This is a genomic window from Bacillus pretiosus, from assembly GCF_052947655.1.
The window spans coordinates 2,694,564-2,720,308 of record NZ_CM129593.1 but is presented as its reverse complement, the minus strand read 5'-3'; the positions used below and the strand labels follow the sequence as shown (position 1 = coordinate 2,720,308).

Below are 25,745 nucleotides of genomic sequence, written 5' to 3'. Positions count from 1 at the left end.
GAGGTAAGAAATTTAAATGAAAAGGTTATGCATAATTCCATGCGGGAAAAAGAAGATTTGTGATAAGTATCCAGATTACGGATCGATGGAGGCAAAAGATGTATATATTAGTCCATTCGGAAAAGCATGTCAGGCATATGCAACTATGTTTTTCGAGAATTGGGTTATCTTATCGGCGAAGCATGGATTTTTAAGACCAAATGATATTGTTCTAGAAAACTATGACCTTGCCTTTGATTCAAAGAGCGATGAGATTATTAGCGTGGAACAATTAAAACAACAGATGATTGAAAAAGACTTACATCAGTTTGATGAAATCGTTTTACTTGCAGGCAAGAAGCATAAGAAAGTAGTGACACAATTATATGCAGAAGAAATTATTACGTATCCGTTAGCAGGATGTAAAGGGATTGGGTATATGTTGCAGAGGTTGAAAGGGGTTGTTGGGGAAGGGAAGGAACTATAGTAGAAAAGTAATTGGTGTTTCAATGGTAAATAATAAAATCGACTCAAAAAAGAGTCGATTTTATTATTTAAAACTTAATTTTATAGTTAAATGGTTCAAGAGTTATATCATAATTTTCACTCGAACCTTCTAGTATTAATTGCAATTCACCTTGCTCAATTGGGAGTTTAGGGAATGTTAAAACAGCATCACTAGTTACGCCAGGCATCATGCCTTGTGGGATTTTAGGATATTTTGCTTCATAGTTGTCTTGGTATTCTAGTTGTTGACCATTTACGATTAATTTGGAGTTAAAATCGTAGAAATTAAACGCTGCAGTTGCATCATTTTTAGCCGTGAAATATACTCGTGTTTCTTTATCAGCAATTTCAATTTTTTTAACAATCATTTTATAACCATTATGGTCTTGCTCTTGATTTACTTCAATAAGAGGGGGATTTTGGTATAACAATGAAAGTAGATAATAATCTTGTAGTGTTCAGGTTGTGTGATCACCGTCATAGCTTATGGAATATGAAGCGGAAAATGAGGTGAATGGATATGCCAAAGCAGAATAAGGCGTATAAATTTCGTCTGTATCCGACAGAAGAACAAGCACGTCTCATACGAAAAACCTTCGGGTGTGTACGTTTTGTGTATAACAAAATGCTGGCTGAACGAATAGAAGTATATGAAAAATATAAAGAGAACAAGGAAGAACTGAAGAAACAAAAATTCCCTACTCCTGCGAAATACAAGGCGCAGTATGAATGGTTGAAAGAAGTCGATTCCTTAGCTTTGGCCAACGCGCAATTAAACTTGCAAACTGCGTATAAGAATTTTTTTAGTGGTCAAAGTGATTTTCCTACATTCAAAAGTAAAAAGAGTAGAAAATCCTATACAACGAATCGAGTAAACGGAAATATTATGTTATTTCATGGTTATATCAAATTACCAAAGTTGAAAATGGTGAAACTGAAGCAACATAGAGAAATCCCGCCAAAACATATCATCAAATCGTGTACGATTTCGATGACACCTACTGGTAAATACTATGTGTCCATCTTGACTGAATATGAAAAAGAGATTGTACAAAAAGAAGTACAAACTGTAGTTGGATTAGACTTCGCAATGGCTGAATTGTATGTGAGTAGCGAAGATGAGAAAGCCAATTATCCTCGCTTTTATCGTCAGATGTTAGAGAAATTAGCGAAGGCACAACGAGTATTAGCAAGACGTGTGAAAGGTTCAGAGCGCTGGAATAAACAACGCATTCGTGTAGCGAAATTGCATGAAAAGATCGCCAATCAACGTAAAAATTTTCTTCATCATAAGTCTAAAGAATTAGCTACGAGTTTTGACGTTGTAGCAATCGAAGACTTACATATGAAAGGAATGTCACGAGCACTTAGATTTGGTAAGAGTGTAGCGGACAACGGTTGGAGGATGTTCACGACATTTTTAGCATATAAGCTACAAGAACAAGGAAAACAGCTTGTAAAAATAGATAAATGGTTTCCTTCTACAAAGATGTGTAGTAATTGTGGAAATAAAAAAGAAATGCCATTATGTGAACGCACCTATGCGTGTTCGTGTGGACTCACAATCAGTCGTGACTATAACGCAGCGATCAATATCAAAAAAGAAGCCATCCGCTTATTAGTGTTGGCATAAATAGTGACAAAATAACCTTTGGAACAAGGGAGTTAGCTCGGCTGTTCTAGGACAAATTCGTTAGCTATCAAAAGTAGCGATGAACCGAGAAGCCCCTACTTCAAGTAAGCTCGTAAGAGGTACTAAGTGGTGGGTAGTTCACTGTTCGGAAGATGTGGATGTAAATGCAGGAATTGTCACGAATGTCGTTGCAAAGAGAAACCAAACTGCGATTGTGATCAGTGTTGCTGTAAGGAAAAACCGAAGTGTGATTGTGAAAAATGTAATTGTAAAGAGAAACCGAAATGTCATTGTAAACATGAAGAGTATTAATAATAAAAAAGAGTACGTTACGTACTCTTTAACTTTCTAATGTTATATTCCGTCTTGAACAGATTTTTTTACGATTTCCCACGAGTCTTGTTTTTTGATTTTTAAAGCAACATTAGTTCCGGTAGACTCCTTATAAAAGATATATCCATCGTTTGAGTTTACATATGCCAATGGTTCACCTATGCAATCTCGTGAACAAGATGTATTGATAATCTCAATTAAAGATAGTTCGCTCGGATCGGTTTTACTTGCATCTATAATAGTATCAACGTCTGTTTTACGGTAACCTTGTAAGTTTACATGGAAACTTTGTTCAATTTCACCTGTAATACTAGTATTCATTACTTCAACTGAAAGTTTCTTTTCTTGAAGAAATCCGTTTTCATAAAGTAATTTTGTATATCCAAGCCATCCAATTAAAACTAGCATAATAAATATACTAGATATTTTAAGTGTTCGAAGCCGTTTACTAACAATCGTTTCTGAGTATTTCATTTAGTTTAATCCTCCAATGTTTTTAATTAAAAGTATGCCTAGATACATACTTTTAGAAGAAGGATAGAAGTTAATGAGTTCTGGATTCAAAAAAGAAAGCATCCGAAGTTAGATGCTTTCTTTTTTTAGTATTTTTTGCTATCTGTTCGTTACTTGTTTCATAAGTGGCCTAATTTCTTTAACGGGTGGTTTTTTATCATAGGCATCAACGTAAGAGAAATAGTAATTTAAGTTTCTGAGAAGACCTTTTCCTATTTTAGCGCTCAAGAACGGAAATACTTGTCCAGTATAATCATCGAGAGATTTACAGTAATATTTTTCATCTAGATAAATACTGTATTTACATGTTAGTTCTACTAGTGAGTTCCCTTCATCATCAATTACTTCTTTAGAATCAATAATGTCTATTAATGCGAATTTTTCATTCAGATAAACTTTCTTCTTTTTCTCGTGTTTATTTGTGAGGATAAATACGAGACCAATGGCGTTAATCAAAAGATTTCCTCCTATAAAAAACGGATATTAATAAAATATATCGATATACGTTAAATGTAAAGAGGAGAGGTGAAATTTCATTGGTAGAAAGTTTTATAAGCCGATTTGTTTTTTCAAATCGGCTTATTATTATTGAAACACTTGTGGGAATTGTTTTACGATTGCATTTGTTAGCATATCAGCCATTTCTAATGCTTCTTTTTCAATTTTATCGTATAGTTTTACGCTTGCTTCAAAATCTTTATTTAGGAAGGCAAGCGCTTCTGCTTTCGTAAGTGCTAAATGTTCATAAAACATTTTTCTGAATTCTTCTTTTTCTATATATGGGTTGATGCTAGTAAGAAACGCCACAATTTGATCACCATTAGCGTACCATTTTTTCTCTATAGCGGCAGCTGCATTTTGATCACCTGCTTTTGCGGCTTTAACTAGATCCGCTGCAATGACTAAGTGATCTTTAATTAGTGCACTATATTTTTTTACAGCATCTTCACCATAGAATGGTTCAAGTGACAGTCCCATATGTGTTGCATTTTGAAGAAGTCGCCCAACTGTAACGTTTACGTCTGGTAAATTAAAGACAATACTAATAATAGCTAATCTCGTCCAAGCGACATGTTGTTCCCATAAAGAACGCATATAACCTTTTAAAAAGTTCTCGTTTTTACTAATTCGGTAATTACGTACAGATGTATCAAAGTGTACATAAGGGTTATGATAGGGGGAGTAATACGATTGCCAATAAGAATACATAAACGGTAACACTCCTTTGAACATGTATAACTCAAAGTATGATTGGAATTTATTTTTAGTTACGTGTCCTAAATTAATTTCAGAAATTGATATGGAAAAAGATGCAGAATTTTATTGTGGTATATACAAATAAAATGAATATAAAAATAAACAAGGCTCTGCAAGGGAAGTTGCAGAGCCTCAAAAGGGTATTGCCGAGATGTCGGACTCGACTAAGTAATGTTATCATAAAATTCTATTTAAAAAACCTGGTAAATGTGTCCAAATGAAAGTGGATCTTTAATAAAGTCAATGGGATCAGCTTCCCGCAGCAGATCCCGTTAACTAGATAATGTTGATGAGCAAAAACTCATCTGGAGTACTTTTATAGTAATAAGTGAAATTCGTTTTGTGTATTGAGAAAAAAAGAATTACTTCAATAAATGTTAAGAACTTATATTTTACATCTCGTTACTATTATCATTTGTTGTGAGTGGAGTATGGTTATAAAATTGAGAAAAGATATACAAGTGTATCTAAAAGTGTACTGAAATGTATAATAATCAAAAAAGACCTGCTTTTATAAGCAGGTCAACTTAAGGGGTTTATCCAACAGAATATTTCATATGATAACAGCTGTATTATAGTGAGTCTATAAGATATATATTGAGAAAATTATTATGGATAATATATCACATACACATTAACGTTTAAAAAGTTGAGAAAGAAGATGGAAAAGCTTTCTATAAGAAAATAATGGCTGGTATTTATAATACGATTCATATTTCCACGCATCATGATTCGAAAATTGGAGTTGGTTCGGTACTGTTTTCTGCTTGATGGAACTAATATTCTGCTGCTTCATATAGTAACCTCCTGGATTCATATGTATAAGATTAGTAGTATTCAAGGAAGGGTAATAAAATGTATATTTATTTTGTAATTCATTTTATATGTGCTTTATTTATGTTTTAAAATTTATAAACATAAATAGCCATTAAAACACCGTTGCTAAACAACCTTTAAAACGTAGAAAAGCATAAAAAATGAAAAAGCAAGTTGTTAGTCATGTATTCATCACTTTCATGACGCATAAGTGATGATATAATAGGAATAGATGAAAGATATAGAAAAGCAGGTGACTCTTTTTTGTTTACAAAAGCACAAGAACTTTTAGCGTCTTATTTCGGTTATTCGTCATTCCGAAGAGGACAAGATGAAACAATTAAAAATGTATTAGATGGGAAAGATACGGTTTGTATTATGCCTACGGGTGGTGGTAAGTCAATTTGTTATCAAATTCCCGCATTAGTATTCGAAGGAACGACATTAGTTATTTCACCTTTGATTTCACTTATGAAAGACCAAGTAGATACATTAGTACAAAACGGTATTTCAGCTACTTATATTAATAGTTCTATTTCAATTACAGAAGCGAATCAACGCATTCAATTAGCGAAACAAGGACATTATAAGTTACTTTATGTAGCGCCTGAGCGTCTTGATTCAATGGAGTTTGTTGACCAACTTATCGATATGAAAATCCCGATGATTGCAATTGATGAGGCGCACTGTATTTCGCAGTGGGGACATGATTTCCGTCCAAGTTATTTACATATACATCGCATATTAGATTATCTTCCAGAAAAGCCGCTTGTATTAGCTTTAACTGCGACGGCAACACCACAAGTTCGTGAAGATATTTGCAACACGCTTGGAATTAATCAAGAAAATACGATTATGACAACGTTTGAGCGCGAGAATTTATCATTTTCTGTTATTAAAGGACAAGATCGTAATGCATATTTAGCGGATTATATTCGTCAAAATCAAAAGGAATCTGGGATTATATATGCAGCTACTAGAAAAGTAGTTGATCAGTTGTATGAAGATTTAATGAAAGCGGGAGTTTCGGTATCAAAATACCATGCTGGTATGAGTGATACCGATCGAAATGAGCAGCAAGAACTCTTTTTACGTGATGAAGTGAGTGTAATGGTAGCGACATCTGCATTCGGGATGGGGATTGATAAATCGAATATTCGTTACGTTATCCATTATCAACTGCCAAAAAACATGGAAAGTTATTACCAAGAAGCAGGACGTGCTGGACGTGACGGATTAGATAGTGCGTGTATATTGCTATATTCTTCTCAGGATGTGCAAGTACAGCGCTTTTTAATTGATCAATCGACAGGTGAATCTCGATTTTCAAATGAACTTGAAAAACTGCAAAATATGACTGATTATTGTCATACAGAACAATGTTTACAATCATTTATTTTGCAATACTTTGGAGAAGAACCGAAAGAAGATTGTGGCCGCTGCGGAAATTGTACGGACGACCGGGAAAGTATCGATGTGACGAGAGAATCACAAATGGTTCTATCTTGCATGATTAGAACGAACCAACGATTTGGAAAACAAATGATTGCACAAGTTTTAACTGGTTCGAAAAATAAGAAAGTTATTGAATTTAATTTTCATACTTTACCAACATACGGGTTACTATCAAATCGTAGTGTAAAAGAAGTTAGTGAATTTATTGAGTTTCTAATTTCAGATGAGTTAATTGCAGTAGAACATGGTACGTATCCGACATTAAAAGTTACGGAAAAAGGGAAAGAAGTATTATTAGGTAAAGAGAATGTTTTACGTAAAGAACGAGTAGAGACAAGACAAATTGTTCAAGATCATCCTTTATTTGAAGTACTTCGCGAAGTACGTAAAGAAATTGCGCAAGGAGAAGGTGTACCTCCATTCGTTATTTTCTCTGATCAAACGTTGAAGGATATGTGTGCAAAAATGCCACAAAGTGACTCTGAACTTTTAACTGTGAAAGGGATCGGCGAACATAAACTTGTGAAGTATGGTTCTCACTTCTTACAAGCAGTTCAGCACTTTATTAAGGACAATCCAAACTATGCTGAAACAGTTAAAACAGAAGTGGTGACAGAGCGGAAAAAGTCAGGGAAAGCTTCAGCAAATTCTCATTTAGAAACGTATGAAATGTATAAACAAGGCATTGATCTAGATGAAATTGCGAAAGAACGTGGCTTATCAAGACAAACAATTGAAAATCATTTAATTCGCTCTTTTGAAGATGGAATGGAAATAGACTGGAACAGTTTTGTTCCTGCAGAATATGAATCACTGATTGAAACTGCCGTGCAAAATGCAGAAGGTGGTCTGAAATCAATTAAGGAACAACTTCCAAATGAAGTGAGTTACTTTATGATTCGTGCATATTTACAATTTAGAAAGTAGAGATATATAAAGGGGATAGGGGATATATGCATCACGTTTTCGTGTATGGCACATTAAGAAAAGAGCAAACGAATGCTCATTTTATGCAAGGTGCAATATGCATCGCAGACGGAGCATGGACGTATGGTAAATTATTTGATACAAACGAGGGGTATCCGGCAATGATTTGTTCAAATGAGGACAAAGTATACGGAGAAGTTTATGAAGTAAATGAGGTTGTTCTGCAAAAATTAGATGAACTTGAAGAATATACAGGTAATGCAGAAAGTGATTTATATGACCGAATCACCGAAACGATTTATTTAGGAGATAGAATAATACGTGCATTTGTGTATGTCGCTCAAGATAAAGAGATGTTAAAGAAAGTTATCATTTCTGGTGATTGGGTAGAGTATCAACAAGAAAAATAATAGCAGCCATAGAGCAGATAGTGGGATCATTCATTATCTGCTTTTTATATTGTTACTTTAAAAATTCTTATTATTTTGATAAAATTGTAAATATAGAGAATAATAACCTTTTTTCATGGGTGTCAGAAATTTAGTTTCTCACCTGTAGAAGAAAAATCTATTGCAGGAGGAGAATAATAATGAATGAATTAGATGTGAGAGAATTTTACGAAAAACAATTCGAACTATCCAATTACGATATTAATACAGAAAGCTGGTTAGAACAGGTTGCGAAAGAAGTTCAAGAACAAATTGGACATCCATTTCAGTCAATGTTAGAACTAGGAGCAGGAAATGGTGGATTTGCAAGGGCGATGTCTAAGTTACAAGTAAAAATGACTACTGTTGAGCTTGTACCAGAGTTAGTTATGTTTGCAAAAGAACATTCTACTAATGATATAGATATTCATCGCGCTGATTTTTATAAAATTAATTTTGAAGAAAAGTTTGATGTTGTTAGTTATTTAGACGGATTTGGTGTAGGATCAGATGATGAGCAATTGATTCTATTAAAACGGATTAAAAACTGGATGAAGGATGATGGATGTGCACTTATTGATATTTATCAACCACTTTATTGGAAAAAGGTAAGTGGACAAGAAATGACCTTAAGTGCAGCTATGCGAAAATACGAATATGATAGTATAAATGAAAGAATGTTAGATCATTGGTGGCATCCTAATAATCCAAATGATATAGTTACACAGTCTTTACGTTGTTATACGGTAGATGAGATTAGCAATCTATGTGCTGAAGCTGGATTAAGTATTGTAGGGTTCTTCCCAGGCGGAGCATATGATTTTGAAAAACGAAAATATAAAGAATTAGCAACTTTAAATGAATGTTTGGCGTACCGAATTAAAATAAAGAAGAGTAGAGATTAATCTCTACTCTTCTTTATTTTAGAAAATTCTTACTAAAACTATTGACTTTATAAATGGATTTTTAATACAATTGTATTTCGACTGAAAAATTAGAACGGACAGGAGGGAATCATCAAATGAACAACATTTTTGAAGAAGAGTTACAAAGGATGAAAGATACATTACGTACGATGGATGATCAATTAGAACAGCTCGAAAACATTCCGGTTTATTATGGAGATGATTTTAAAGAACAAATTCTAGAAAGTATGAGAGAATCTAATAGGCAAAATTTACGTATCGGTGTACAAGAACCGTACTTTGGAAGATTAGATTTTCAAGAGGATGGCAAGGAAGATGTTATGCCGATCTACATCGGTAAAGTAGGTGTTTCACATAAAGACACAATGAAACCAATTGTAATAGATTGGCGGGCACCTGTTGCAAGTATGTTTTATTCATTTACCGGTGGAGATGAATTAGCATTTTATCAATCGCCAGACGGATTAGTAGAAGGTGATGTGTATTTAAAGCGAAACATCTCTATTCGAAAAAGAGAACTAGAACGTGTTGTTGATACATATGTAAAAGGAAATGAAGATGTCTCACATGCCGATGATTTTCTTCTATATCGATTAGGTGAGAATAAAGATAATAAACTAAAGGATATTGTTTCGACAATACAATCGGAGCAAAACGATATTATTCGTGCGGAAAGAAACTTACCATTATTAATTCAAGGGGTTGCAGGAAGCGGAAAAACAACGATCGCTTTACATCGCCTTGCTTTTTTAATTTATGAATATCGTGAACAATTAGAAGCTGAGAGAATGATTGTATTCGCTCCGAATAGTCTGTTTTTAGACTATATTTCGAGTGTGCTTCCTGAATTAGGTGTAGGGAATATTAGTCAAACAACATTTCCAGATTGGGCATTACGTACGTTAGATGATTCTGTGAAACTAAAGCAAACAGAAGAAAAGTTGAAAGAAGCCTTTTCTATTAATCGTGATGAAGAAAAGGTTATGCTCGGTAAATTGAAAGGCACGCTGGAATTTAAGTCCTTTATTGAAGAGAGAATGGTTCAATTTGAAAAAGAATTAATACCAACAAGTGATTTTGAGGCATGGGACAAAGCTATTATTCCAGTAGAAGACATAAAAAAATGGATGCAAGTTGAATATAAACATTATCCATTAAAGAAAAGAAGAGAAAGATTAGTCGGCCGAATGAAGCGCTGGATTGAAATTGAACTGAAAAAGTATGGAGAAACAAACGAGAAGAAATTATTAAAAAAAGAAGCGACAAAGAGATTGAACACATATATGAAGTTTTGGCCGAAAATGAGCCCACTTTCACTTTATAGTTCAATATTGAAAAGTAAAGAAATACTCGAAGTATTGCCTGAAGAACTTGTGAAAGAAACTGAAAAGAGTTGTCGTAAAAAAGAAGTGTATGTAGAAGATTTACCAGCTTTAATTTACTTACATCACCGCATAACAGGTATTGAAATCGGACAGAAATTCCATCACGTCGTTATTGATGAAGCGCAAGATTTCTCACCATTCCAAGTGTATGTATTAAAAGAAATTACACTAGGTAATTCTTTCACCATATTAGGTGATTTATCTCAAGCAATTTATGATTATCAAGGGATTGAAGATTGGGGTGCTTTTAAGGAAGTATTCCAAGAAACAGGTTATTATGAACTGACGAGAAGTTATCGTTCTACAAAAGAAATTATAGAATTTGCGAACGAAATAATTAAAAACGCAGAGATTCCAGTTGGGCTCGCAACACCAGTTTTTCGCAGTGGTGAAAATGTTAAGGTAATCCATGCAGAAGATCAATTTAATGAGATTATGAAGACGTTAAAACATCTACAAAACGAAGATGTGAAAACAATTGCGGTAATAGGAAGAACAGAAGATGAATGTCGCGATATATATGAGAAATTAACAAAAGCAGGATTGGCCGTAAACGTCATTGAAGCAGATCAAAGTAAATATGAAGGTGGTATTTCAGTAGTACCTGTATACTTGGCAAAAGGGCTAGAATTTGATGCGGTTCTATTAATCGATGTTGATGAAGAACATTATAAAAATATGAAACATGATGCGAAGTTACTATATGTCGGATGTACAAGGTCACTTCATGATTTATGGATTTTCCATAGCGGGGAAGCATCGCCTTTAATTAAAGGAATAAAATAAATATGAAAAACAAGAGGCGTTTCTAGTAACAAAAAGAAGAACCTCTTGTTTTTCTATATAAAGACATGGAGAGAAAATAACAATGATCACAAAAGTAATAACAAAAAGAAATTGGGAAATCGCAAAGATAAATGGAGAAATTAATGAAACTTCACTAAAAGAAGAAGGATTTATTCATTGTTCATTTTTAAAACAAGCTTTAGAAGTTGCTGAAAAACATTTTAGTCATGAAGAAGATGTTTTATTACTGACAATTGATCGATCCTTAATAAAAGCAGAAATAAAATATGAACTTGCTTCTAACGGTCAAGAATATCCGCATGTATATGGAGTAATTCATATTGAATCAGTTGTAAATGTTACCCCATTTATTAAAGAAAAAGGAGAGTTTATATTACAAGAGGTACAAAATTAAAATTGTTATAAGCATTTAAATTAGCCAGAAAAGCACAAAATATATAGTTTGCGCTTTTTTATTTTCTATTTTTTGTAAATACGTATTGTTTTTATCACATTAATACTGTACGATACATAGTATAAAACACATACTGTATGACATATAGTAATGAAAATGAGGTGAGTGAATGGATGCTTTATTAAATTCGTTAATTACTGAACTAAGAAGAGGTACATTAACATTAGCGGTTTTAAGCCAGTTAAGAACACCGCAGTATGGGTATTCACTTGTCCAATTATTGGAGCAATCAGGGATTACAATCGATCAAAGTACGTTATATCCACTACTTCGCCGATTAGAAAAGCAGGAGCTAGTGACGAGTAGTTGGGATAAAACGGAGAGTAGACCGCGTAAGTATTATATTTTAAGTGAATACGGATTAGAGATATTTTTGCAGTTGAAAAAGGAATGGATAAAGGATTCGAAAGAACTTTATAAATTATTAAAGGAGGAGGACAAGAATGAATTTGATTGATATTTACGTCGAGGAAGTAGCGAAGAGATTACCTGAAAAAAATCGTGAAGATATTATTCTTGAACTACGGTCAACAATCGAGGATATGTTACCTGATGATTATAATGAAGATGATGAAAAAAGAGTTCTTGAAAAATTGGGGAGTCCAGTTTCATTGGCAAATGGGTACTTAGATAGGACGATGTATTTAATTGGACCACGTTATTTTGATGTATATACGACATTATTAAAAATGATCATACCGATTGCAGCTGTTATCGCACTCATTGCAATGGTTGCAGAAAATTTTGTAGGATATGATGGTGAGCAAGCGGTATTAAATGTTATTTTAAATCTGATAGGTAAAGGAATTGGGGAAATTATCGAAGTAGGCCTCCATGTATTTTTCTGGTTGACACTTGTATTTGCAATTTTAGAAAGAACAGATAAAGACAAAGGTACTCAACCGTTGACGACAAGTTTAAAAAAGTGGACGCCTGATGATTTGAAAAATACTTCGTATATTCCAAAGAAAAAGTCGATCTCAAAGTTCGAAGTATTTGGGGGGTTAATGTGGACGGCAATATGGGCAACACTTTATTTTTATGCGAACCATCTTGTAGGTGTATATCATGGTACAGAAAGCGGATTGAAGTTTGTCGCGGCAACTTTTAATCAAGAGGTGTTACTTCAGTATTGGCCAATCGTTGTAATTGTGATTGTGTTTGAAATAGGTATATCTCTTTATAAGTTAGTACAAGGACAATGGACGAAAAAGCTGGCAATCGGGAATGCTATTCTTCAAATAGTTGGAACAATAGTATTCATTGTAATTATAGTAAATCCGCACTTATTTAATGAAGGATTTATTACGTATGTGGCAAATGTGTTTACTACTTCTCCAGAGGAAGTTAAAAAGTGGTTAATTGGTGGAGGTATTATCATTTACATTTTGTCTGCTGCGTTAAATATATTTGATGGTTTCCGAAAAGCTCGTATTCGTATATAGGAGTGAAATTAGAGGAAAGGAAGAAAGTGATGATAAGGGAAGCAAGGAAACAAGATGTCACATACATTTTAGATATTTATAATGATGCTATATTGAATACAACAGCCGTCTATACGTATAAACCTGTAACCCTTGAAAATAGAATAGATTGGTATGAACAAAAAAAGGCTAACGGCTATCCGATTTTAGTATGTGAATTAGATAATAAAATAGTAGGATTTGCGACATTTGGCCCGTTTAGAGCTTGGCCTGCCTATAAATATTCAATTGAGCATTCTGTGTACGTTCATAAGGAATATAGAAAAAATGGGATAGGAACTTCATTAATGCAAGCATTGATCACAGTTGCAAAAGAAAGGGAATATATGACCTTAATTGCTGGAATTGATGCAGAAAATGAGAAAAGCATTGCCTTACATGAAAACTATGGATTTGTTCATGCGGGGACAATTAAGAAGGCTGGTTATAAGTTTAATAGGTGGTTAGATTTAGCTTTTTATCAATTGAAGCTTAATGGTCCTAAAAAGCCTACGGAAGAGTAAATGTTTGCGTTATGCGAATTATGTATTTTAGAAAGGTAGCATGGGGAAATTTCATGCTATCTTTTTTATTGTATGCATAAATATCATGTAACAAAAAAGGTTTTTAATATTCTATATCGAAATTTAAGAATGTGATAAAACAATATAAAAAGAGGTATGAAAATTGAAACGAAACTTAAAAACTTCAACAATCATCATATTAATTTTAACGATTATCGCTATTGAAGTTGGAATTGCGATTTATGATCATAATCTGTCATTAGATACGATTTACTTTGCAGCAATCCTCATTTGTATAGTATTGCTTTTTGGCACACGTATTTCTAAAGAGAAAGAAAGTACATCGAAACAGAGAGGAAGCAAAACAGCTCTTATATTTTGGCCATCTATTTTATTGTCTATCGCTAGTTTTGCAATTATAAGTTATATAAGAATAGGCTATGTTTCAGTGCCAGGGATAATTGGTTTTTCATGCTTTGTTACTTATGGTGGATTCGTGTTTATTACTATTTTAAAGAGAAAAAGTAAAAATTAAAGATAGCTTACTAAGTTGAAATGGAGAAATATATGAAACACATAGAGAATGGTACTCGCACTGAAGGAGAGTACATAAAAAATAAAGTAATTCAATATAACATGTCGATTTTAAGGGATGAAGCAAAACAGCCGATGGAGCAAGTAAGTTTTGTAGTAAAAGATGAGGATGGAAAAATATTTGGTGGGGTAACAGGAACGATGTATTTTTATCATCTTCATATAGATTTTTTATGGGTTGATGAAACAGTTCGTCATGATGGTTATGGCAGTCAACTGTTACATAAAATCGAAGACATCGCGAAGGAAAAAGGGTGTAGATTAATATTATTAGATTCATTTAGTTTTCAAGCGCCAGATTTTTATAAAAAGCACGGCTACCGAGAATATGGTGTTGTTGAAGATCATCCTAAAGGACATAGCCAAAACTTTTTAGAGAAGCGGCTATAGTAATAGTATTCGTGCTCTAGAAGAAAAATTGATTTTAAAAGCATCACCAAACAAGGTGATGCTATTTTTAATTTATAGCAACTACTCAAGCTGATGTAATTATGAGAACAAATAGTACGATTCGTATAACTATGATTTTCTTTTTTATTGGAAATGAGTTACTGTTTTTGTAGAAGACACTTGTAGTATAGGTTTTTCTAACAAATGTTGTTGAATTTTTAAGAGCAGAAGAGCAATAAGACGAGCTCTGAATATAATACTAATAAAGGAGGTGTTAAGCAATGGGTTATATTGTAGATATTTCGAAATGGAACGGTAACATTAACTGGGATGTAGCAGCTCCACAACTAGATTTCGTAATCGCTAGGGTACAAGATGGTTCGAATTACGTAGACCCTTTATATAAAAATTACGCTCAAGCATTGAAAATAAGAAATATTCCTTTCGGTAATTATGCATTTTGCCGATTTATTTCAATTGCTGATGCGAAGAAGGAAGCGCAAGATTTTTGGAATCGCGGTGATAAGAGCGCTACAGTTTGGGCGGCTGATGTAGAAGTGAAGACAATGGATGACATTAGAGCAGGTACACAAGCTTTTATCGATGAATTACGCCGACTAGGTGCTAAAAAAGTTGGTTTATATGTTGGCCATCATGTATATGAGCCTTTCGGAATAGCGAACGTAAAAAGTGATTTTGTATGGATTCCTCGATATGGCGGCAATAAACCAGCATATCCTTGTGATATTTGGCAATACACGGAGACAGGTAATGTACCAGGTATTGGCAAATGTGATTTAAATCAATTAATAGGTAATAAACCACTTTCCTGGTTTACTGAATCAGTACCGAAACAAGAAAATATACAAGGACAAGCTTCTAAACAAAATATCATTCAATCTGGAGCCTTTTCACCTGATGAAACTCCAGATGTTATGGGAGCGTTAACTTCTTTAAAAATGACTGCTACCTTCATTTTACAATCGGATGGTTTAACGTATTTTGTTACTGAACCAACTAGTGATACGCAATTAAATGCTATGAAAGGCTGGCTCGATCGAAAAGGTTGGTGGTATGAAGTTAAATAATAAAAATTTACTAGTTACTATTTGAATAGCAAAAAAGAGCCCTCCAACAGGATGGCTCTTTTTTTGCTATTCAAATAGCTTATTCATTAAATCTTGGATTTCACGTCTTCTTTTATCTGTTTCGTCTTTATCAATTGTATACGTATCATCCTCGATTATAAGAATATCACCTTCTTTTGCAGTAGAAGGGAGTTTGGATTTAGGTACATCAATTGTTACGTTATTCAATTCAATAATTGCTAGTTCGCCTTCAAAACGGTCAATAATACCTCTTTTCATAATTATCTCTCCGTTCTTACAGAAATGTTAGAGCCATCACTATTTATAATTACAGTTCCATTTAAATCAGTTCTATATACATTAACAGACATTGAATGTAACTTTGCTAAAGTTTCCTGTGTAGGATGGCCATAACGGTTACCTGCACCTGCACTAATTACAGCGATACTTGGTTTCACTGCATCTAAAAATGGCTGAGAAGAAGATGTCTTACTTCCATGATGACCAGGTTTTAATACGTCAGATTTTAGGTTAGAACCATGTGCTAGAACCATATCTTTTTCACTTTTAGATTCAGCATCACCAGTAAATAAGAAAGATTTGCTACCGTGTGTTACTTTTAATACCGCACTCCACTCATTTAGATCGTTATCGTATTCTTTCACGGGAGCTAAAAATTGTGAGTTTAAACCGTTGATTGGTAAAGTTACTCCAGAATTCGCTTCTTTAATTGTTAATCCTTTGTTAGCTACAGCAGTTAGGAAGTCTTTGAACGTTTGTGTCGTATGACTTACTTTAGGGGCGTAAATGTTTTTTACATTCATAGCATAAAGCACTTCATCTAATCCGCCTACATGATCAGCATCAGGATGAGTGGCAATCATATAATCAATAGTTTGGAATCCTAATCCTTTTAAATAATTCGCTACTACTTTACCTTTGCCATTGTTACCAGCGTCAATAAGGATCGTTTCTCCACTTGGAGATTTAATAAAAGTAGCATCACCTTGTCCGACATCAATATAATGTACCTCTAAGTTACCTTTAGGCTTAGGAAGAGCTGGACGGAAATTTGGTTCTAATACACGAGCCAAAAATGCAGCGAATTGCTCACGAGTTACTTTTACACCTGGACCAAATGTACCATCAGGCAATCCAGTAGTAATATTATTTTGTGCTAAAATTTTGACATAATTGTAACCCCAGTGATTAGATGGAACATCAGGGAAATTGACGTCTGCACCTGTAGGCTTCAAATTAAAAGTTTTAACTAAAACTACTGCCATTTCTGCACGAGTTAATGAGCGGTCAGGGAAATAGTTTGTTTCACGTTGTACAATGTTATTATGTGCTAACTTATGTACAGAATCATAGTAATAGATACCTTTGGCTACATCGGAAAAAATATGATTATAGCTAGATGGTTTTTCTAATTTTAAGGATAAATCTAGCATTAAGGCCATTTGTCCACGAGTTACATCATCACTCGGTTTAAAAGTTCCTTCTGGCGTACCTTTAATGATACCTTTATCCGATAAATAGTTAATTTCTTTAATTGCCCAATGATTAGATTGGACATCAGGGAAAGATTTAGCACTTGTAAAATTAGGGATGAATAATGATAAAATTATGACAAATGCTGTTAGTAATAAACTAAACTTTTTCAAAAAATCGCCTCACTTTGTATATTTTTTACCTAATTAACTTTACCATTTATTGCAAGAAATTCAAGTTTTAATAGTTAAAAATAATATGAGAAATGCTTTTGGTATTATATTCATTAGTTTTCTCTTATTCTGTATATTTGATATACGTAATATGAAAGGATGAGAGTAACGATTGCAATTGTAAAATTGATATTATAAATTTATTTTATGAAGTTTTTTTGTAACAGGTTGGATTCTATAGTTTTATATTGAAAGAAGTAAAGTAAGACAAAATAAATATAATGAGTAATTTGATGGGAGAAAGAAAATGTACACGTATAAATTGCAACATGAACAACCAATCTGCGTAGGCAAAATAAAAAAACTTTATGACTCTGTCGGTTGGTGGCCAGAAAGAAAAGAAATTGATATTCAAAAAATGTTAAAGCATAGTATAGCAATTGGAGTATGGGAAGAAAATGAATTAATCGGATTTGCTAGAGTTGTTTCTGATGGTGTTTTTCGAGCGTACATAGAAGATGTTGTTGTGCATGAGATTGTAAGAAATAAAGGGATTGGGGAGAAGATGCTTACAATGTTACTTCAAGAAATATCTCATGTTCATATTGTTAGTCTATTTTGTGGAGAGAAGTTAATAAAGTTTTATGGTGAACACCAATTTCAAGCGACGAAACAAATTGTAATGCATCGTAATCAAATAGTGAAAGAATAAGAGGTGCCAAGGAAAATGAATGCAACAAGAACATATTGTTTATCAAAAAGAAAAGCGACTGAAGATTCTCCTGATGGTTGGAATGCAACATGTATGAGGCTTAATAATAAAATATTTGCGATAATAAACCATGAAGAAGGAGAAAAAGCTGCGATTACATTAAAATGTGATCCAGAACTTGCATTAAGATTAAGAGAAGAGTATCCAGAAGCAATCATTCCCGGGTATCATATGAATAAAAAACATTGGAATACAGTGTATATACATAAAGATGTAGAGCAAGAGCAAATTAATAAGATGATTGATTGGTCATATGATTTAGTTCTACAATCATTTTCAAAGAAAAAGCAGCAAGAGTTATTAGATTAATATGTATAAGGGGTGGAAGTAATGAAAGACACGATCAAAGATACATATGATAAATTAGCCAGTACATATAAAGAAAATCTAGACTTGGCAAATCCATATAACAGTTATTATGAAAGACCAGCGATGATGGAGATGATTCCAAAGAATTTAGAAGGGAAGAGTATATTAGATGCTGGATGTGCAGCTGGATGGTATACTACTCAATTTGTAGAAAGGGGAGCAAATGTTACTGCAATTGACGTAAGTTCTGAAATGGTAAAAGCTGCAAAGGAAAGTACGGGTAATAAAGCAACGTTTCTTTGTCATGATTTGCAAGAAGTATTACCATTTGAAGATAATACTTTTGATGTTATTGTAAGTTCGTTAACGCTTCATTACTTAGAAAATTGGGATAAAGTATTTCAGGAGTTTCATCGAGTATTGAAGTCAGGTGGCGAATTTATATACTCCATTCATCATCCTTTTATGGATTTTACAAAGTTTACTAGTGAAAATTATTTCGAAAAACAATTATTAGTAGATACTTGGGTTAAACCAAATATTACAATAGAAGTTAGCTTTTTTAGAAGATCACTCCAAGACATAATTAATGAAACAACAAATTATTTTGTGTTAGATAAAATGGTGGAACCGAGGCCGGTTGAAAAAATGAGAGAAGTAAATGAAACATCATATCATTATCTAAATACAAATCCACATTTTCTTATTATGAAAGCCATTAAAAAATAGGTAGTAAAATAATTATATTTTACTACCTATTTACAGTTTTTAATTACATATTAGGAGATTTTGAGATGAATAAGAAACGAAATAGATTATTATATGCGCTATTTACTATAGTTATAATTATTTTAGGTCTTAGCTCAAGAAAATTAGCTTTTGCGTTACCTCATCTATTAAACGCGTACTTAGGTGATGCTTTATGGGCACTCATGATTTTTACAGGGTTCGGATTTTTATTTCCTAAAATAGACACGAAGAAAGTGGCTTTTATTAGTTTGTTATTTTGCTACGGGATTGAAGTGAGCCAATTATACCATGCTGAATGGATAGATAGCATTCGTACTACGACTTTAGGTGGACTCGTATTAGGTTACGGATTTTTGTGGAGTGATTTAGTTGCTTATACAATTGGTGTTGGGATTGGAATGTTTTGTGAGTTTATGTTACAGAAGAAATAATAGATTTAAAAAGGGGTATGTATGAAAAAAATAATATTAATAGGTTCTGGTGGTTCAGGAAAATCTACATTAGCAAGGCAGTTAGGTAATAAATTAAATATTAGAGTACATCATCTTGATGCGTTATTTTGGAAACCGAATTGGGAAGGTGTACCGAAAGAGGAGCAAAGAAAGGTTCAAAATGAATTAGTTAAAGAAGATGAGTGGATTATTGATGGGAATTATGGCGGGACAATGGAAATAAGAATTAACGCTGCTGATACAATTATCTTTCTTGATATTCATAGAACAATATGTGTTTATCGTGCTTTTAAAAGGGTTGTACAATATCGGAATAAAACAAGACCGGATATGGGTGCTGGATGTGAAGAAAGGTTTGATTTGCAATTTTTTAAATGGATATGGCAATATCCTAAAACGAAACGACCCTCAATTTTAAAAAGGCTAAATCAATTGAGTAAGGAAAAAGAGGTTATTATTTTAAAATCTTCAAATGAAGTAAGACTATTTTTAGAGAAATACGATACCATAGATAGTTAGACTATAAAAGGAAGTAACATGGGGGGATAGGATTGAATAGATTCATTAGCCCGGTTGATTCTAATATGGTGAAAATTCCAGCAGGAAAAGTAGAATTAAGAGATGATCGAATAAAAAAACAATGGCAAGTTCAAGTTAAACCGTTTCTTCTTGCAAAGTATGTTGTAACAGTGGAATTATATTATGCTATTATGAATCGTGCACTAAATGGTAATGAAAATAGTAACAAACCAGTTGTAAATATTTCATGGAATGATGCCATTATATTTTGTAATTTACTTTCAAAAAAAGCGGGATTAAAAGAATGTTATTCTATTAATGATGGTGGTCAAATTGTTAGTTGTAATTTAGATTCAAATGGGTACCGATTACCTTTTGAAGCAGAGTGGCAATATGCGTGTAAGGCAGGAACTACCGGATACATATATGGAGAACTGAAAGAGATTGCTTGGTACAATGAAAATTCTAGTGGACATATTCATGAGGTCGGAAAAAAAGAACCGAATGCATGGGGACTTTACGATATGTTAGGAAACGTTTGGGAATGGTGCTATGATTTATATGATGAACAAGTGTACGGATCATACCGAATTTTCCGCGGCGGTAGCTGGGCTGAAGCAGCTAGAGGTTGCGGTGCGACTTGTCGTCGCCGTAGCCATCCTACATTTCATATAGATGACCTTGGATTTAGGCTTGCTAGGTCCATTTAGAAGAATAAGACAAAATACCTGTAATACTAATGACAACATAGAAAAGATTTTAATGAAGGAGTGTTTTAAGTGGCACGTGTTTTATTCATTAATACTGGATCAGAAGGACATATAAATCCTACATTGCAAGTTGTAGAAGAATTAGTCTCACGCGGGGAAGAGGTAGTTTATTTTTCAATAGAATCTTTTAGAGAACGTATTGAGAAGACGGGTGCTATTGTACGAACAATTGACGATCAAAAATTTATAAATGCTTTTCTTTCCGGTGGTCGAAATTATTTACCAGAGAGAATAAATGGTCTTTTACATACGGCAGATGTTATTATACCAAATGTTCTTGAACAAATTGAAGGGGAACAGTTTGATTACATCATTCATGATTCAATGTTTGGCTGTGGCCGTTTAATTGCTCAAATTCTAAATCTTCCAGCAATAAATTCTTGTACATCTTTTGCACAGAATGAAAAATCATTTGAACAAATGTTGGATTACTTGTCTAAAAGTATCCCAATGGAAGTTCAGGATAGGATACATAATGATTTTGAAAGATTAACTAAGGGGATTGCGGAAAAATATAGTGTTGAAATAAACTCACCATATGAAGTTTTCTGTAATCCAGCGCCACTTACTATTGTGTATACAATAAAAGAGTTCCAACCTTTTGGAGATATGTTTAATGAAACATTTAAATTTGTAGGTCCATCCATCCCTGCACAAGTAAAAGATGAAGAGTTTGATTTTACTACAATTGAAGAAAAAAGCCCGATTTACATTTCACTAGGCACTGTTTTTAATGAATCGCTTGATTTTTATAAACTTTGTATGAAGGCGTTCGAGAATAGTGATCATACTATTGTTATGTCTATTGGTAATAAAACAAAAATAAGTGATTTAGGTAACATTCCTAAAAACTTCATTGTAAAAAACTATGTACCACAAACTAAACTACTTGCATATACAAAGTTGTTTATTACACATGGCGGAATGAACAGTACACATGAAGGATTAAATAACGGGATTCCACTCATTGTAATTCCTCAAAGTGCAGATCAGCCAGTAATCGCAAAGCAAGTAGAGAATCTAGGAGCTGGGATTAAGTTATCTATAAATGAATTAACTGTGGAACAACTACGTGAAAGTGTAGAATTTGTATTAAATAATCCATCATATAAAGAAGCTGCATTGAATTTGAAGGAGTCTTTCCGAAAATCTGGTGGCTATAAGAAAGCTGCTGATGAGATTTTTACATTTATAGGTCAGTAATAAATGTAAGATTATACATGAGAAGAGTGTCTATATGAAATGGTATAGACACTCTTCTTTTATATGAAGCGGAGAATTCGTTGTTTTGAAAGGTTAAATATTCTGTTTTATAAATTCGGACCATAGTTTTACGTGTTACTAATGCTTTCATCATTTCTGCACAACTTCTGCACATACTTTGATGATTTTTATGTCATGATATATTCATCAAGTGAAATGTTTCACAAGAAATGAAATATATTTTCACTGCGGTGTATGCATAATTAACACATACATCGATACAAAATTGTCTCTTGTTATTCTTTTACATCGAAGCCCACATTACACTACAAAGTATAACAAGAAGGGGACAGGAACATGAATAATCGATTATTAAAACAACTACAAAACATGAAAATGAACAAAAAAAGTCTAGGAGCTGTTGCATTAACAGCTGGAATTATTGGCACGACACTTATTCCTCAAAACGCATACGCGCACGGTTTTGTTGAAAAGCCTAGCAGCCGATCTGCTTTATGTAGTCCAACCTATGGTGCACTAAATGCAAACTGTGGAAGTGTTATGTATGAACCACAAAGTTTGGAAGCTCCAAAAGGGTTCCCGCAAGCTGGCCCAGTTGATGGCCAAATCGCTTCTGCAGGTGGTAAATTTGGTGGTGTTTTAGATCAACAAACAGCTGATCGTTGGTTTAAAAATACAATCACAGGCGGGGAAAATACTTTTACTTGGAAATATACAGCGCCTCACTTAACAAGTAAATGGCATTACTATATTACAAAAAAAGAATGGAACCCAAATAAAGCGCTCACAAGAGCAGATTTAGAACCAATTGGAACTGTACAACATGATGGTTCTGCAGCCTCAAATCATTTAACTCACAAAATCAATGTGCCTACTGATCGTAGTGGATATCATGTGATTTTAGCAGTATGGGATGTAGCTGATACAGCAAATGCATTTTATAATGTAATTGATGTTAATCTTATTAATGATGTGAAACCGGACATAGAAGCTCCAAGTAGTCCAAATGGAATTCAGACACAAAACGTAACAGCGAATAGTATAGAACTAACGTGGAACGCTTCTACGGATAATGTAGGGGTAAAAGGGTATCAAATCTTCCGTAACGGAGAGATGATTGATACAGTACCAGGAACTCATTTTATTGATAAAAAATTACAACCAAGTACAGAATACTCTTATACTGTAAAAGCAATTGACTCAGCTGGAAATGTATCGAAAGAAAGTGCAGCGCTTACAGTAAAAACAACAGTTGAGGCGCCTGATACAGAAGTACCAACACAACCAAAAGGATTACATAGTATGGGAACGACAGCGTCAAGTGTGGATCTAATGTGGAGTCCCTCTGACGATAATATTGGTGTAGACCATTACGATATTTATAGAGAAACAGAAGGATCATTGAAAAAAATTGCAACATCCACTACGACTTCTTATATGGATAAAAATTTACTTCCTAATACTACTTATAAATATGTAGTGAAAGCTGTTGATGTAGCTGGAAATGAATCTGTACAGAGTGATATATTCACAATTACTACAAAAACTGAAAGCGCTTCATATGAAGAGTGGAATGCAAAGAAAGCATATGAAAAGGGAGATAGAGTTCTACACGAGGGAAAAGTATATGAAGCTGTCCAGAGTTATCAAGGAAATGGGGATCCAAACTGGATTTATGCCTTATCATTATGGAAAACAGTGTAAGCTTTACCTAGATATGAACTAAGAGATGATGGGCTTTGATGCAAAAGAAAATCTTGAGAATTCACTTTTCTATTTATAAAAAAGGGTAGTATATAAATTCATATACTACCCTTTTTATTATGATAGTACTTTCGTCATAATAACGTGCGGAATACCATCTTCAATAAATACATCAGAAGAAGTTTGATAATCTAATTTTTTATAAAATCCTTCAGCTTGTGTTTGACCGTGTAGTTTTACTTTTGTAGCTTCTTTGTCACGAGCAATTTCTTCTAGCGCTTTGATTATTACTTTTCCTAATCCGTATTTACGATAGTCTTTTAAAATACAGATGCGTTCTAATTTTCCTGCACCGTCAACAAATCGTATACGACCTGTACCTACAGGAAGATCGTTATAATAAACTAAAATATGTTTGCATTTCTCACCAATTTTATCGAATGTATCGAATTCATCTTCAAGAGGGACATTTTGTTCTTTTACAAATACTTCTTTTCGAATATGAAAGGCAGTTTCTAAATCTGTAAGTTCTGTTATGATTTTGGAGTGCAAATTGTTCAGCCCTTTCTAGAGTGATGTTCTTTTGTTTTCATAGTATATCATACTTCAACATTATTTTATTTTTTGTGCTTGAACAATAAAAAAGATGGAAGTTAAATTTTTCATAAAATAAATGATTTTGAGTTTCTGACGTCAAAAAGAATATATTATGAACTAACGCCTGCAATCAATATGGAAAAGGAGAGGCTGTATAATGTCATTATTAATAACTACATTATTTCTTATTTTCCTTTCTAATTTCATTATTCATATTCTGTTAAAAAGCAAAATAAATAAAATTACCCTCAATTTTGTTAGTGGTGTAGTAATGTTACCTGGTATACCTATATTTTGGTTCATTATATATAGCCGTAAAACAACATCTAATGATTTTTACTTTCCGTTAATTGTTACAGTAATTTTTATTATAATGTTTGTAATTCATACAATTAGATTCGTTACTAATGACATGAAAAAAGGATGAGGAAGCACCTCATCTTTTTAACTACACGGAATAAAGCGGATTTATAATTCCTCTATTCCGTTTTCAGTTCCAATAATCGCCTTGCTAGTCATATTAACAAACAACCCTGTTTCAACTACACCTGTAATCATTTTTAATTGAGTGTGTAAATTGGCTGGATTAGATATGTTATGAGGGAATATACAATCGATAATCATGTTTTTGTTATCGGTAATAAACGTTTCGTTATTTTTTAAACGTAACGTTGTTTGACAACCTAAAGATTGAATTTTCCTTTCGGTTTGTTTCCATGAAAAAGGTATAATTTCAACAGGTACTGGGAAAGTACCTAAATGTGTTACAAGTTTCGATTCGTCAGCAATAATAATTAGTTCTTTGGAGGAAGTGGCAACAATTTTCTCGCGAAGTAATGCGCCACCACCACCTTTTATAAGTTGTAAATTAGCATCAATTTCATCCGCTCCATCAATTGTAAGATCAAGGCTTTGTACGTCGTTTAACGAAATTAGAGAGATATTTAGTTGTTTAGCTAATACTTCCGTTTCTTTTGACGTTGGTACAGCTTGAAATGCTAAGCCTTCTTTTACACGCTCACCTAATTTTTGTATCGTCCAATATACAGTAGAACCTGTGCCAAGTCCAACTTTCATCCCATATTTTACAAAGTTTGCAGCATATTCACCAGCGAGCTGTTTTAAATTCAGCATATTATTCTGCTGGACGTGGGCCTGCATCTAGACCTGAATTTTCCACTGTAAGTATAGGACGAACGACTATATCTTTATGTACGTGCATTTGGCATGATAAACGTAAGTGATCTTCAATTCCTTTTTCCGTAATTGCATTTTTTTCATTAGAACTTGCTTCACAAAACTCACCTGCTATAATTTCTACTCTACAAGTTGTGCAGCGTGCTTTCCCACCGCAGCGATGGAGAATGTGTACACCGTTATCTTCGATCGCTAATACTAACTTTGTGCCTTCTTTTACATCAAAAGTTCCCGCACCTTCAATTGTTAATTTTGGCAAATTTGTTCCTCCTCACGTAAAATTGTACATAACATATTTATGACCG

33 protein-coding genes are annotated in these 25,745 nt (G+C 33.4%); 23 read left to right on the top strand and 10 right to left on the bottom strand.

Annotated features, from left to right (window positions below):
• The first annotated feature begins 16 nt into the window (after positions 1-16).
• Positions 17-466 carry a DUF6884 domain-containing protein gene (locus tag ACU8YW_RS13930; RefSeq protein WP_446893960.1) on the top strand — a complete coding sequence of 150 codons (450 nt, stop codon included), beginning with the start codon at positions 17-19 and terminating at the stop codon, positions 464-466.
• 67 nt (positions 467-533) lie between these two features.
• Here the strand turns inward: ACU8YW_RS13930 and ACU8YW_RS13925 are convergent, their stop codons facing one another.
• Positions 534-854 (bottom strand): hypothetical protein, encoded by a 321-nt coding sequence (locus ACU8YW_RS13925; RefSeq protein WP_241673951.1) that lies wholly within the window; start codon positions 852-854, stop codon positions 534-536.
• A 152-nt stretch (positions 855-1,006) separates the two neighbouring features.
• On the opposite strand from ACU8YW_RS13925, the gene ACU8YW_RS13920 reads away from it, so the two are divergent.
• Positions 1,007-2,119, top strand: coding sequence for an RNA-guided endonuclease TnpB family protein (locus tag ACU8YW_RS13920; RefSeq protein ID WP_426934252.1), 1,113 nt, complete (start codon positions 1,007-1,009; stop codon positions 2,117-2,119).
• A gap of 79 nt (positions 2,120-2,198) precedes the next feature.
• Positions 2,199-2,471, top strand: a complete 273-nt coding sequence (locus ACU8YW_RS13915) for a hypothetical protein (protein WP_227557878.1) — start codon at positions 2,199-2,201, stop codon at positions 2,469-2,471.
• Positions 2,472-2,473: 2 nt separating this feature from the next.
• On the opposite strand, the gene ACU8YW_RS13910 is transcribed toward ACU8YW_RS13915, so the two are convergent.
• From ACU8YW_RS13910 to ACU8YW_RS13895, 4 genes are all read right to left on the bottom strand, one after another.
• Positions 2,474-2,926: a hypothetical protein gene (locus ACU8YW_RS13910; RefSeq protein ID WP_000877594.1), complete on the bottom strand. Its 453-nt coding sequence runs from the start codon at positions 2,924-2,926 to the stop codon at positions 2,474-2,476.
• A gap of 138 nt (positions 2,927-3,064) precedes the next feature.
• Positions 3,065-3,421, bottom strand: coding sequence for a hypothetical protein (locus tag ACU8YW_RS13905; RefSeq protein WP_000606238.1), 357 nt, complete (start codon positions 3,419-3,421; stop codon positions 3,065-3,067).
• 129 nt (positions 3,422-3,550) lie between these two features.
• Positions 3,551-4,174 (bottom strand): acetylglutamate kinase, encoded by a 624-nt coding sequence (locus tag ACU8YW_RS13900; protein WP_446893959.1) that lies wholly within the window; start codon positions 4,172-4,174, stop codon positions 3,551-3,553.
• 682 nt (positions 4,175-4,856) lie between these two features.
• On the bottom strand, positions 4,857-5,018 hold the full coding sequence (locus ACU8YW_RS13895) for a hypothetical protein (protein ID WP_426934253.1): 162 nt from the start codon (positions 5,016-5,018) through the stop codon (positions 4,857-4,859).
• Between the two features lie 284 nt (positions 5,019-5,302).
• Between ACU8YW_RS13895 and recQ the strand changes: the two genes are divergently transcribed.
• The 11 genes from recQ to ACU8YW_RS13840 all read left to right on the top strand — a co-directional run bounded on the left by recQ (position 5,303) and on the right by ACU8YW_RS13840 (position 15,479).
• Complete coding sequence (recQ, locus tag ACU8YW_RS13890; RefSeq protein ID WP_087983852.1) at positions 5,303-7,420, top strand: DNA helicase RecQ; 2,118 nt, start codon at positions 5,303-5,305, stop codon at positions 7,418-7,420.
• Between the two features lie 26 nt (positions 7,421-7,446).
• Positions 7,447-7,830, top strand: a complete 384-nt coding sequence (locus ACU8YW_RS13885; RefSeq protein ID WP_075307402.1) for a gamma-glutamylcyclotransferase family protein — start codon at positions 7,447-7,449, stop codon at positions 7,828-7,830.
• 179 nt (positions 7,831-8,009) lie between these two features.
• Complete coding sequence (locus ACU8YW_RS13880) at positions 8,010-8,753, top strand: class I SAM-dependent methyltransferase (RefSeq protein WP_426934254.1); 744 nt, start codon at positions 8,010-8,012, stop codon at positions 8,751-8,753.
• Between the two features lie 116 nt (positions 8,754-8,869).
• Positions 8,870-10,945, top strand: a complete 2,076-nt coding sequence (locus ACU8YW_RS13875; RefSeq protein WP_087983855.1) for a HelD family protein — start codon at positions 8,870-8,872, stop codon at positions 10,943-10,945.
• Between the two features lie 82 nt (positions 10,946-11,027).
• Complete coding sequence (locus tag ACU8YW_RS13870; RefSeq protein WP_097890109.1) at positions 11,028-11,360, top strand: DUF952 domain-containing protein; 333 nt, start codon at positions 11,028-11,030, stop codon at positions 11,358-11,360.
• A 169-nt stretch (positions 11,361-11,529) separates the two neighbouring features.
• Positions 11,530-11,877 carry a PadR family transcriptional regulator gene (locus ACU8YW_RS13865; protein ID WP_048547374.1) on the top strand — a complete coding sequence of 116 codons (348 nt, stop codon included), beginning with the start codon at positions 11,530-11,532 and terminating at the stop codon, positions 11,875-11,877.
• Positions 11,864-12,865 (top strand): HAAS signaling domain-containing protein, encoded by a 1,002-nt coding sequence (locus ACU8YW_RS13860; protein WP_088608833.1) that lies wholly within the window; start codon positions 11,864-11,866, stop codon positions 12,863-12,865. The genes ACU8YW_RS13865 and ACU8YW_RS13860 overlap by 14 nt, the downstream gene beginning before the upstream one ends.
• Positions 12,866-12,894: 29 nt before the next feature.
• Positions 12,895-13,407 (top strand): GNAT family N-acetyltransferase, encoded by a 513-nt coding sequence (locus ACU8YW_RS13855; RefSeq protein ID WP_426934255.1) that lies wholly within the window; start codon positions 12,895-12,897, stop codon positions 13,405-13,407.
• A 163-nt stretch (positions 13,408-13,570) separates the two neighbouring features.
• Positions 13,571-13,942: a hypothetical protein gene (locus ACU8YW_RS13850; protein ID WP_088608831.1), complete on the top strand. Its 372-nt coding sequence runs from the start codon at positions 13,571-13,573 to the stop codon at positions 13,940-13,942.
• Between the two features lie 32 nt (positions 13,943-13,974).
• A complete protein-coding gene (locus ACU8YW_RS13845; protein WP_426934256.1) occupies positions 13,975-14,391 on the top strand; it encodes a GNAT family N-acetyltransferase in 417 nt (138 codons plus the stop codon).
• A gap of 281 nt (positions 14,392-14,672) precedes the next feature.
• Positions 14,673-15,479, top strand: a complete 807-nt coding sequence (locus tag ACU8YW_RS13840; protein WP_426934257.1) for a GH25 family lysozyme — start codon at positions 14,673-14,675, stop codon at positions 15,477-15,479.
• A gap of 66 nt (positions 15,480-15,545) precedes the next feature.
• Here ACU8YW_RS13840 and ACU8YW_RS13835 read toward each other — a convergent pair whose 3' ends face one another.
• Together ACU8YW_RS13835 and ACU8YW_RS13830 are read right to left on the bottom strand one after the other, a co-directional pair.
• The gene (locus ACU8YW_RS13835) at positions 15,546-15,758 is read right to left on the bottom strand and encodes a DUF3006 domain-containing protein (RefSeq protein ID WP_087983863.1); all 213 of its coding nucleotides are present in this window, start codon (positions 15,756-15,758) and stop codon (positions 15,546-15,548) included.
• Positions 15,759-15,760: 2 nt separating this feature from the next.
• Complete coding sequence (locus tag ACU8YW_RS13830) at positions 15,761-17,146, bottom strand: S-layer homology domain-containing protein (RefSeq protein WP_088063688.1); 1,386 nt, start codon at positions 17,144-17,146, stop codon at positions 15,761-15,763.
• A gap of 307 nt (positions 17,147-17,453) precedes the next feature.
• Between ACU8YW_RS13830 and ACU8YW_RS13825 the strand changes: the two genes are divergently transcribed.
• The 8 genes from ACU8YW_RS13825 (at position 17,454) to ACU8YW_RS13790 (ending at position 23,646) form a co-directional block, all read left to right on the top strand.
• The gene (locus ACU8YW_RS13825; protein ID WP_000288955.1) at positions 17,454-17,858 is read left to right on the top strand and encodes a GNAT family N-acetyltransferase; all 405 of its coding nucleotides are present in this window, start codon (positions 17,454-17,456) and stop codon (positions 17,856-17,858) included.
• A 15-nt stretch (positions 17,859-17,873) separates the two neighbouring features.
• Positions 17,874-18,227, top strand: coding sequence for an MmcQ/YjbR family DNA-binding protein (locus ACU8YW_RS13820; RefSeq protein ID WP_088063687.1), 354 nt, complete (start codon positions 17,874-17,876; stop codon positions 18,225-18,227).
• A 21-nt stretch (positions 18,228-18,248) separates the two neighbouring features.
• Positions 18,249-18,956, top strand: a complete 708-nt coding sequence (locus ACU8YW_RS13815) for a class I SAM-dependent methyltransferase (protein WP_306007946.1) — start codon at positions 18,249-18,251, stop codon at positions 18,954-18,956.
• Positions 18,957-19,021: 65 nt separating this feature from the next.
• Positions 19,022-19,408, top strand: coding sequence for a ribosomal maturation YjgA family protein (locus ACU8YW_RS13810; protein WP_087983866.1), 387 nt, complete (start codon positions 19,022-19,024; stop codon positions 19,406-19,408).
• 21 nt (positions 19,409-19,429) lie between these two features.
• Entirely contained in the window at positions 19,430-19,948 is a 519-nt protein-coding gene (locus ACU8YW_RS13805; protein ID WP_340439102.1) for a DNA topology modulation protein, read from the top strand.
• A gap of 65 nt (positions 19,949-20,013) precedes the next feature.
• Positions 20,014-20,658 carry a formylglycine-generating enzyme family protein gene (locus ACU8YW_RS13800; protein ID WP_087983915.1) on the top strand — a complete coding sequence of 215 codons (645 nt, stop codon included), beginning with the start codon at positions 20,014-20,016 and terminating at the stop codon, positions 20,656-20,658.
• A gap of 69 nt (positions 20,659-20,727) precedes the next feature.
• Positions 20,728-21,921 (top strand): macrolide family glycosyltransferase, encoded by a 1,194-nt coding sequence (locus ACU8YW_RS13795; protein ID WP_426934258.1) that lies wholly within the window; start codon positions 20,728-20,730, stop codon positions 21,919-21,921.
• A 357-nt stretch (positions 21,922-22,278) separates the two neighbouring features.
• Positions 22,279-23,646, top strand: a complete 1,368-nt coding sequence (locus ACU8YW_RS13790) for a lytic polysaccharide monooxygenase (RefSeq protein ID WP_426934259.1) — start codon at positions 22,279-22,281, stop codon at positions 23,644-23,646.
• A 117-nt stretch (positions 23,647-23,763) separates the two neighbouring features.
• Here the strand turns inward: ACU8YW_RS13790 and ACU8YW_RS13785 are convergent, their stop codons facing one another.
• The gene (locus ACU8YW_RS13785) at positions 23,764-24,198 is read right to left on the bottom strand and encodes a GNAT family N-acetyltransferase (protein ID WP_060486723.1); all 435 of its coding nucleotides are present in this window, start codon (positions 24,196-24,198) and stop codon (positions 23,764-23,766) included.
• Between the two features lie 202 nt (positions 24,199-24,400).
• Between ACU8YW_RS13785 and ACU8YW_RS13780 the strand changes: the two genes are divergently transcribed.
• Positions 24,401-24,670, top strand: a complete 270-nt coding sequence (locus ACU8YW_RS13780; protein ID WP_088608825.1) for a hypothetical protein — start codon at positions 24,401-24,403, stop codon at positions 24,668-24,670.
• A gap of 41 nt (positions 24,671-24,711) precedes the next feature.
• Here ACU8YW_RS13780 and rpiA read toward each other — a convergent pair whose 3' ends face one another.
• Both rpiA and ACU8YW_RS13770 read right to left on the bottom strand, forming a co-directional pair.
• Entirely contained in the window at positions 24,712-25,374 is a 663-nt protein-coding gene (gene rpiA, locus ACU8YW_RS13775) for a ribose-5-phosphate isomerase RpiA (protein WP_088063930.1), read from the bottom strand.
• 4 nt (positions 25,375-25,378) lie between these two features.
• Positions 25,379-25,699, bottom strand: coding sequence for a 2Fe-2S iron-sulfur cluster-binding protein (locus ACU8YW_RS13770; RefSeq protein WP_001125375.1), 321 nt, complete (start codon positions 25,697-25,699; stop codon positions 25,379-25,381).
• Positions 25,700-25,745 lie beyond the last annotated feature (46 nt).

Excerpts from the sequence above, each read along its gene's own strand:
- ACU8YW_RS13880 (WP_426934254.1), top strand. The coding sequence starts at position 8,010 with ATGAATGAATTAGATGTGAGAGAATTTTACGAAAAACAATTCGAACTA.
- ACU8YW_RS13865 (WP_048547374.1), top strand. The coding sequence starts at position 11,530 with ATGGATGCTTTATTAAATTCGTTAATTACTGAACTAAGAAGAGGTACA.
- ACU8YW_RS13810 (WP_087983866.1), top strand. The coding sequence starts at position 19,022 with ATGAATAAGAAACGAAATAGATTATTATATGCGCTATTTACTATAGTT.
- ACU8YW_RS13845 (WP_426934256.1), top strand. The coding sequence starts at position 13,975 with ATGAAACACATAGAGAATGGTACTCGCACTGAAGGAGAGTACATAAAA.
- ACU8YW_RS13855 (WP_426934255.1), top strand. The coding sequence starts at position 12,895 with ATGATAAGGGAAGCAAGGAAACAAGATGTCACATACATTTTAGATATT.
- ACU8YW_RS13780 (WP_088608825.1), top strand. The coding sequence starts at position 24,401 with ATGTCATTATTAATAACTACATTATTTCTTATTTTCCTTTCTAATTTC.
- ACU8YW_RS13910 (WP_000877594.1), bottom strand. The coding sequence starts at position 2,926 with ATGAAATACTCAGAAACGATTGTTAGTAAACGGCTTCGAACACTTAAA.
- ACU8YW_RS13835 (WP_087983863.1), bottom strand. The coding sequence starts at position 15,758 with ATGAAAAGAGGTATTATTGACCGTTTTGAAGGCGAACTAGCAATTATT.
- ACU8YW_RS13790 (WP_426934259.1), top strand. The coding sequence starts at position 22,279 with ATGAATAATCGATTATTAAAACAACTACAAAACATGAAAATGAACAAA.
- ACU8YW_RS13825 (WP_000288955.1), top strand. The coding sequence starts at position 17,454 with ATGTACACGTATAAATTGCAACATGAACAACCAATCTGCGTAGGCAAA.
- ACU8YW_RS13900 (WP_446893959.1), bottom strand. The coding sequence starts at position 4,174 with ATGTATTCTTATTGGCAATCGTATTACTCCCCCTATCATAACCCTTAT.
- ACU8YW_RS13840 (WP_426934257.1), top strand. The coding sequence starts at position 14,673 with ATGGGTTATATTGTAGATATTTCGAAATGGAACGGTAACATTAACTGG.
- ACU8YW_RS13930 (WP_446893960.1), top strand. The coding sequence starts at position 17 with ATGAAAAGGTTATGCATAATTCCATGCGGGAAAAAGAAGATTTGTGAT.
- ACU8YW_RS13860 (WP_088608833.1), top strand. The coding sequence starts at position 11,864 with ATGAATTTGATTGATATTTACGTCGAGGAAGTAGCGAAGAGATTACCT.
- ACU8YW_RS13820 (WP_088063687.1), top strand. The coding sequence starts at position 17,874 with ATGAATGCAACAAGAACATATTGTTTATCAAAAAGAAAAGCGACTGAA.
- ACU8YW_RS13870 (WP_097890109.1), top strand. The coding sequence starts at position 11,028 with ATGATCACAAAAGTAATAACAAAAAGAAATTGGGAAATCGCAAAGATA.
- ACU8YW_RS13805 (WP_340439102.1), top strand. The coding sequence starts at position 19,430 with ATGAAAAAAATAATATTAATAGGTTCTGGTGGTTCAGGAAAATCTACA.
- ACU8YW_RS13885 (WP_075307402.1), top strand. The coding sequence starts at position 7,447 with ATGCATCACGTTTTCGTGTATGGCACATTAAGAAAAGAGCAAACGAAT.
- ACU8YW_RS13895 (WP_426934253.1), bottom strand. The coding sequence starts at position 5,018 with ATGAAGCAGCAGAATATTAGTTCCATCAAGCAGAAAACAGTACCGAAC.
- ACU8YW_RS13925 (WP_241673951.1), bottom strand. The coding sequence starts at position 854 with ATGATTGTTAAAAAAATTGAAATTGCTGATAAAGAAACACGAGTATAT.
- ACU8YW_RS13800 (WP_087983915.1), top strand. The coding sequence starts at position 20,014 with ATGGTGAAAATTCCAGCAGGAAAAGTAGAATTAAGAGATGATCGAATA.
- ACU8YW_RS13875 (WP_087983855.1), top strand. The coding sequence starts at position 8,870 with ATGAACAACATTTTTGAAGAAGAGTTACAAAGGATGAAAGATACATTA.
- ACU8YW_RS13920 (WP_426934252.1), top strand. The coding sequence starts at position 1,007 with ATGCCAAAGCAGAATAAGGCGTATAAATTTCGTCTGTATCCGACAGAA.
- ACU8YW_RS13915 (WP_227557878.1), top strand. The coding sequence starts at position 2,199 with ATGAACCGAGAAGCCCCTACTTCAAGTAAGCTCGTAAGAGGTACTAAG.
- ACU8YW_RS13815 (WP_306007946.1), top strand. The coding sequence starts at position 18,249 with ATGAAAGACACGATCAAAGATACATATGATAAATTAGCCAGTACATAT.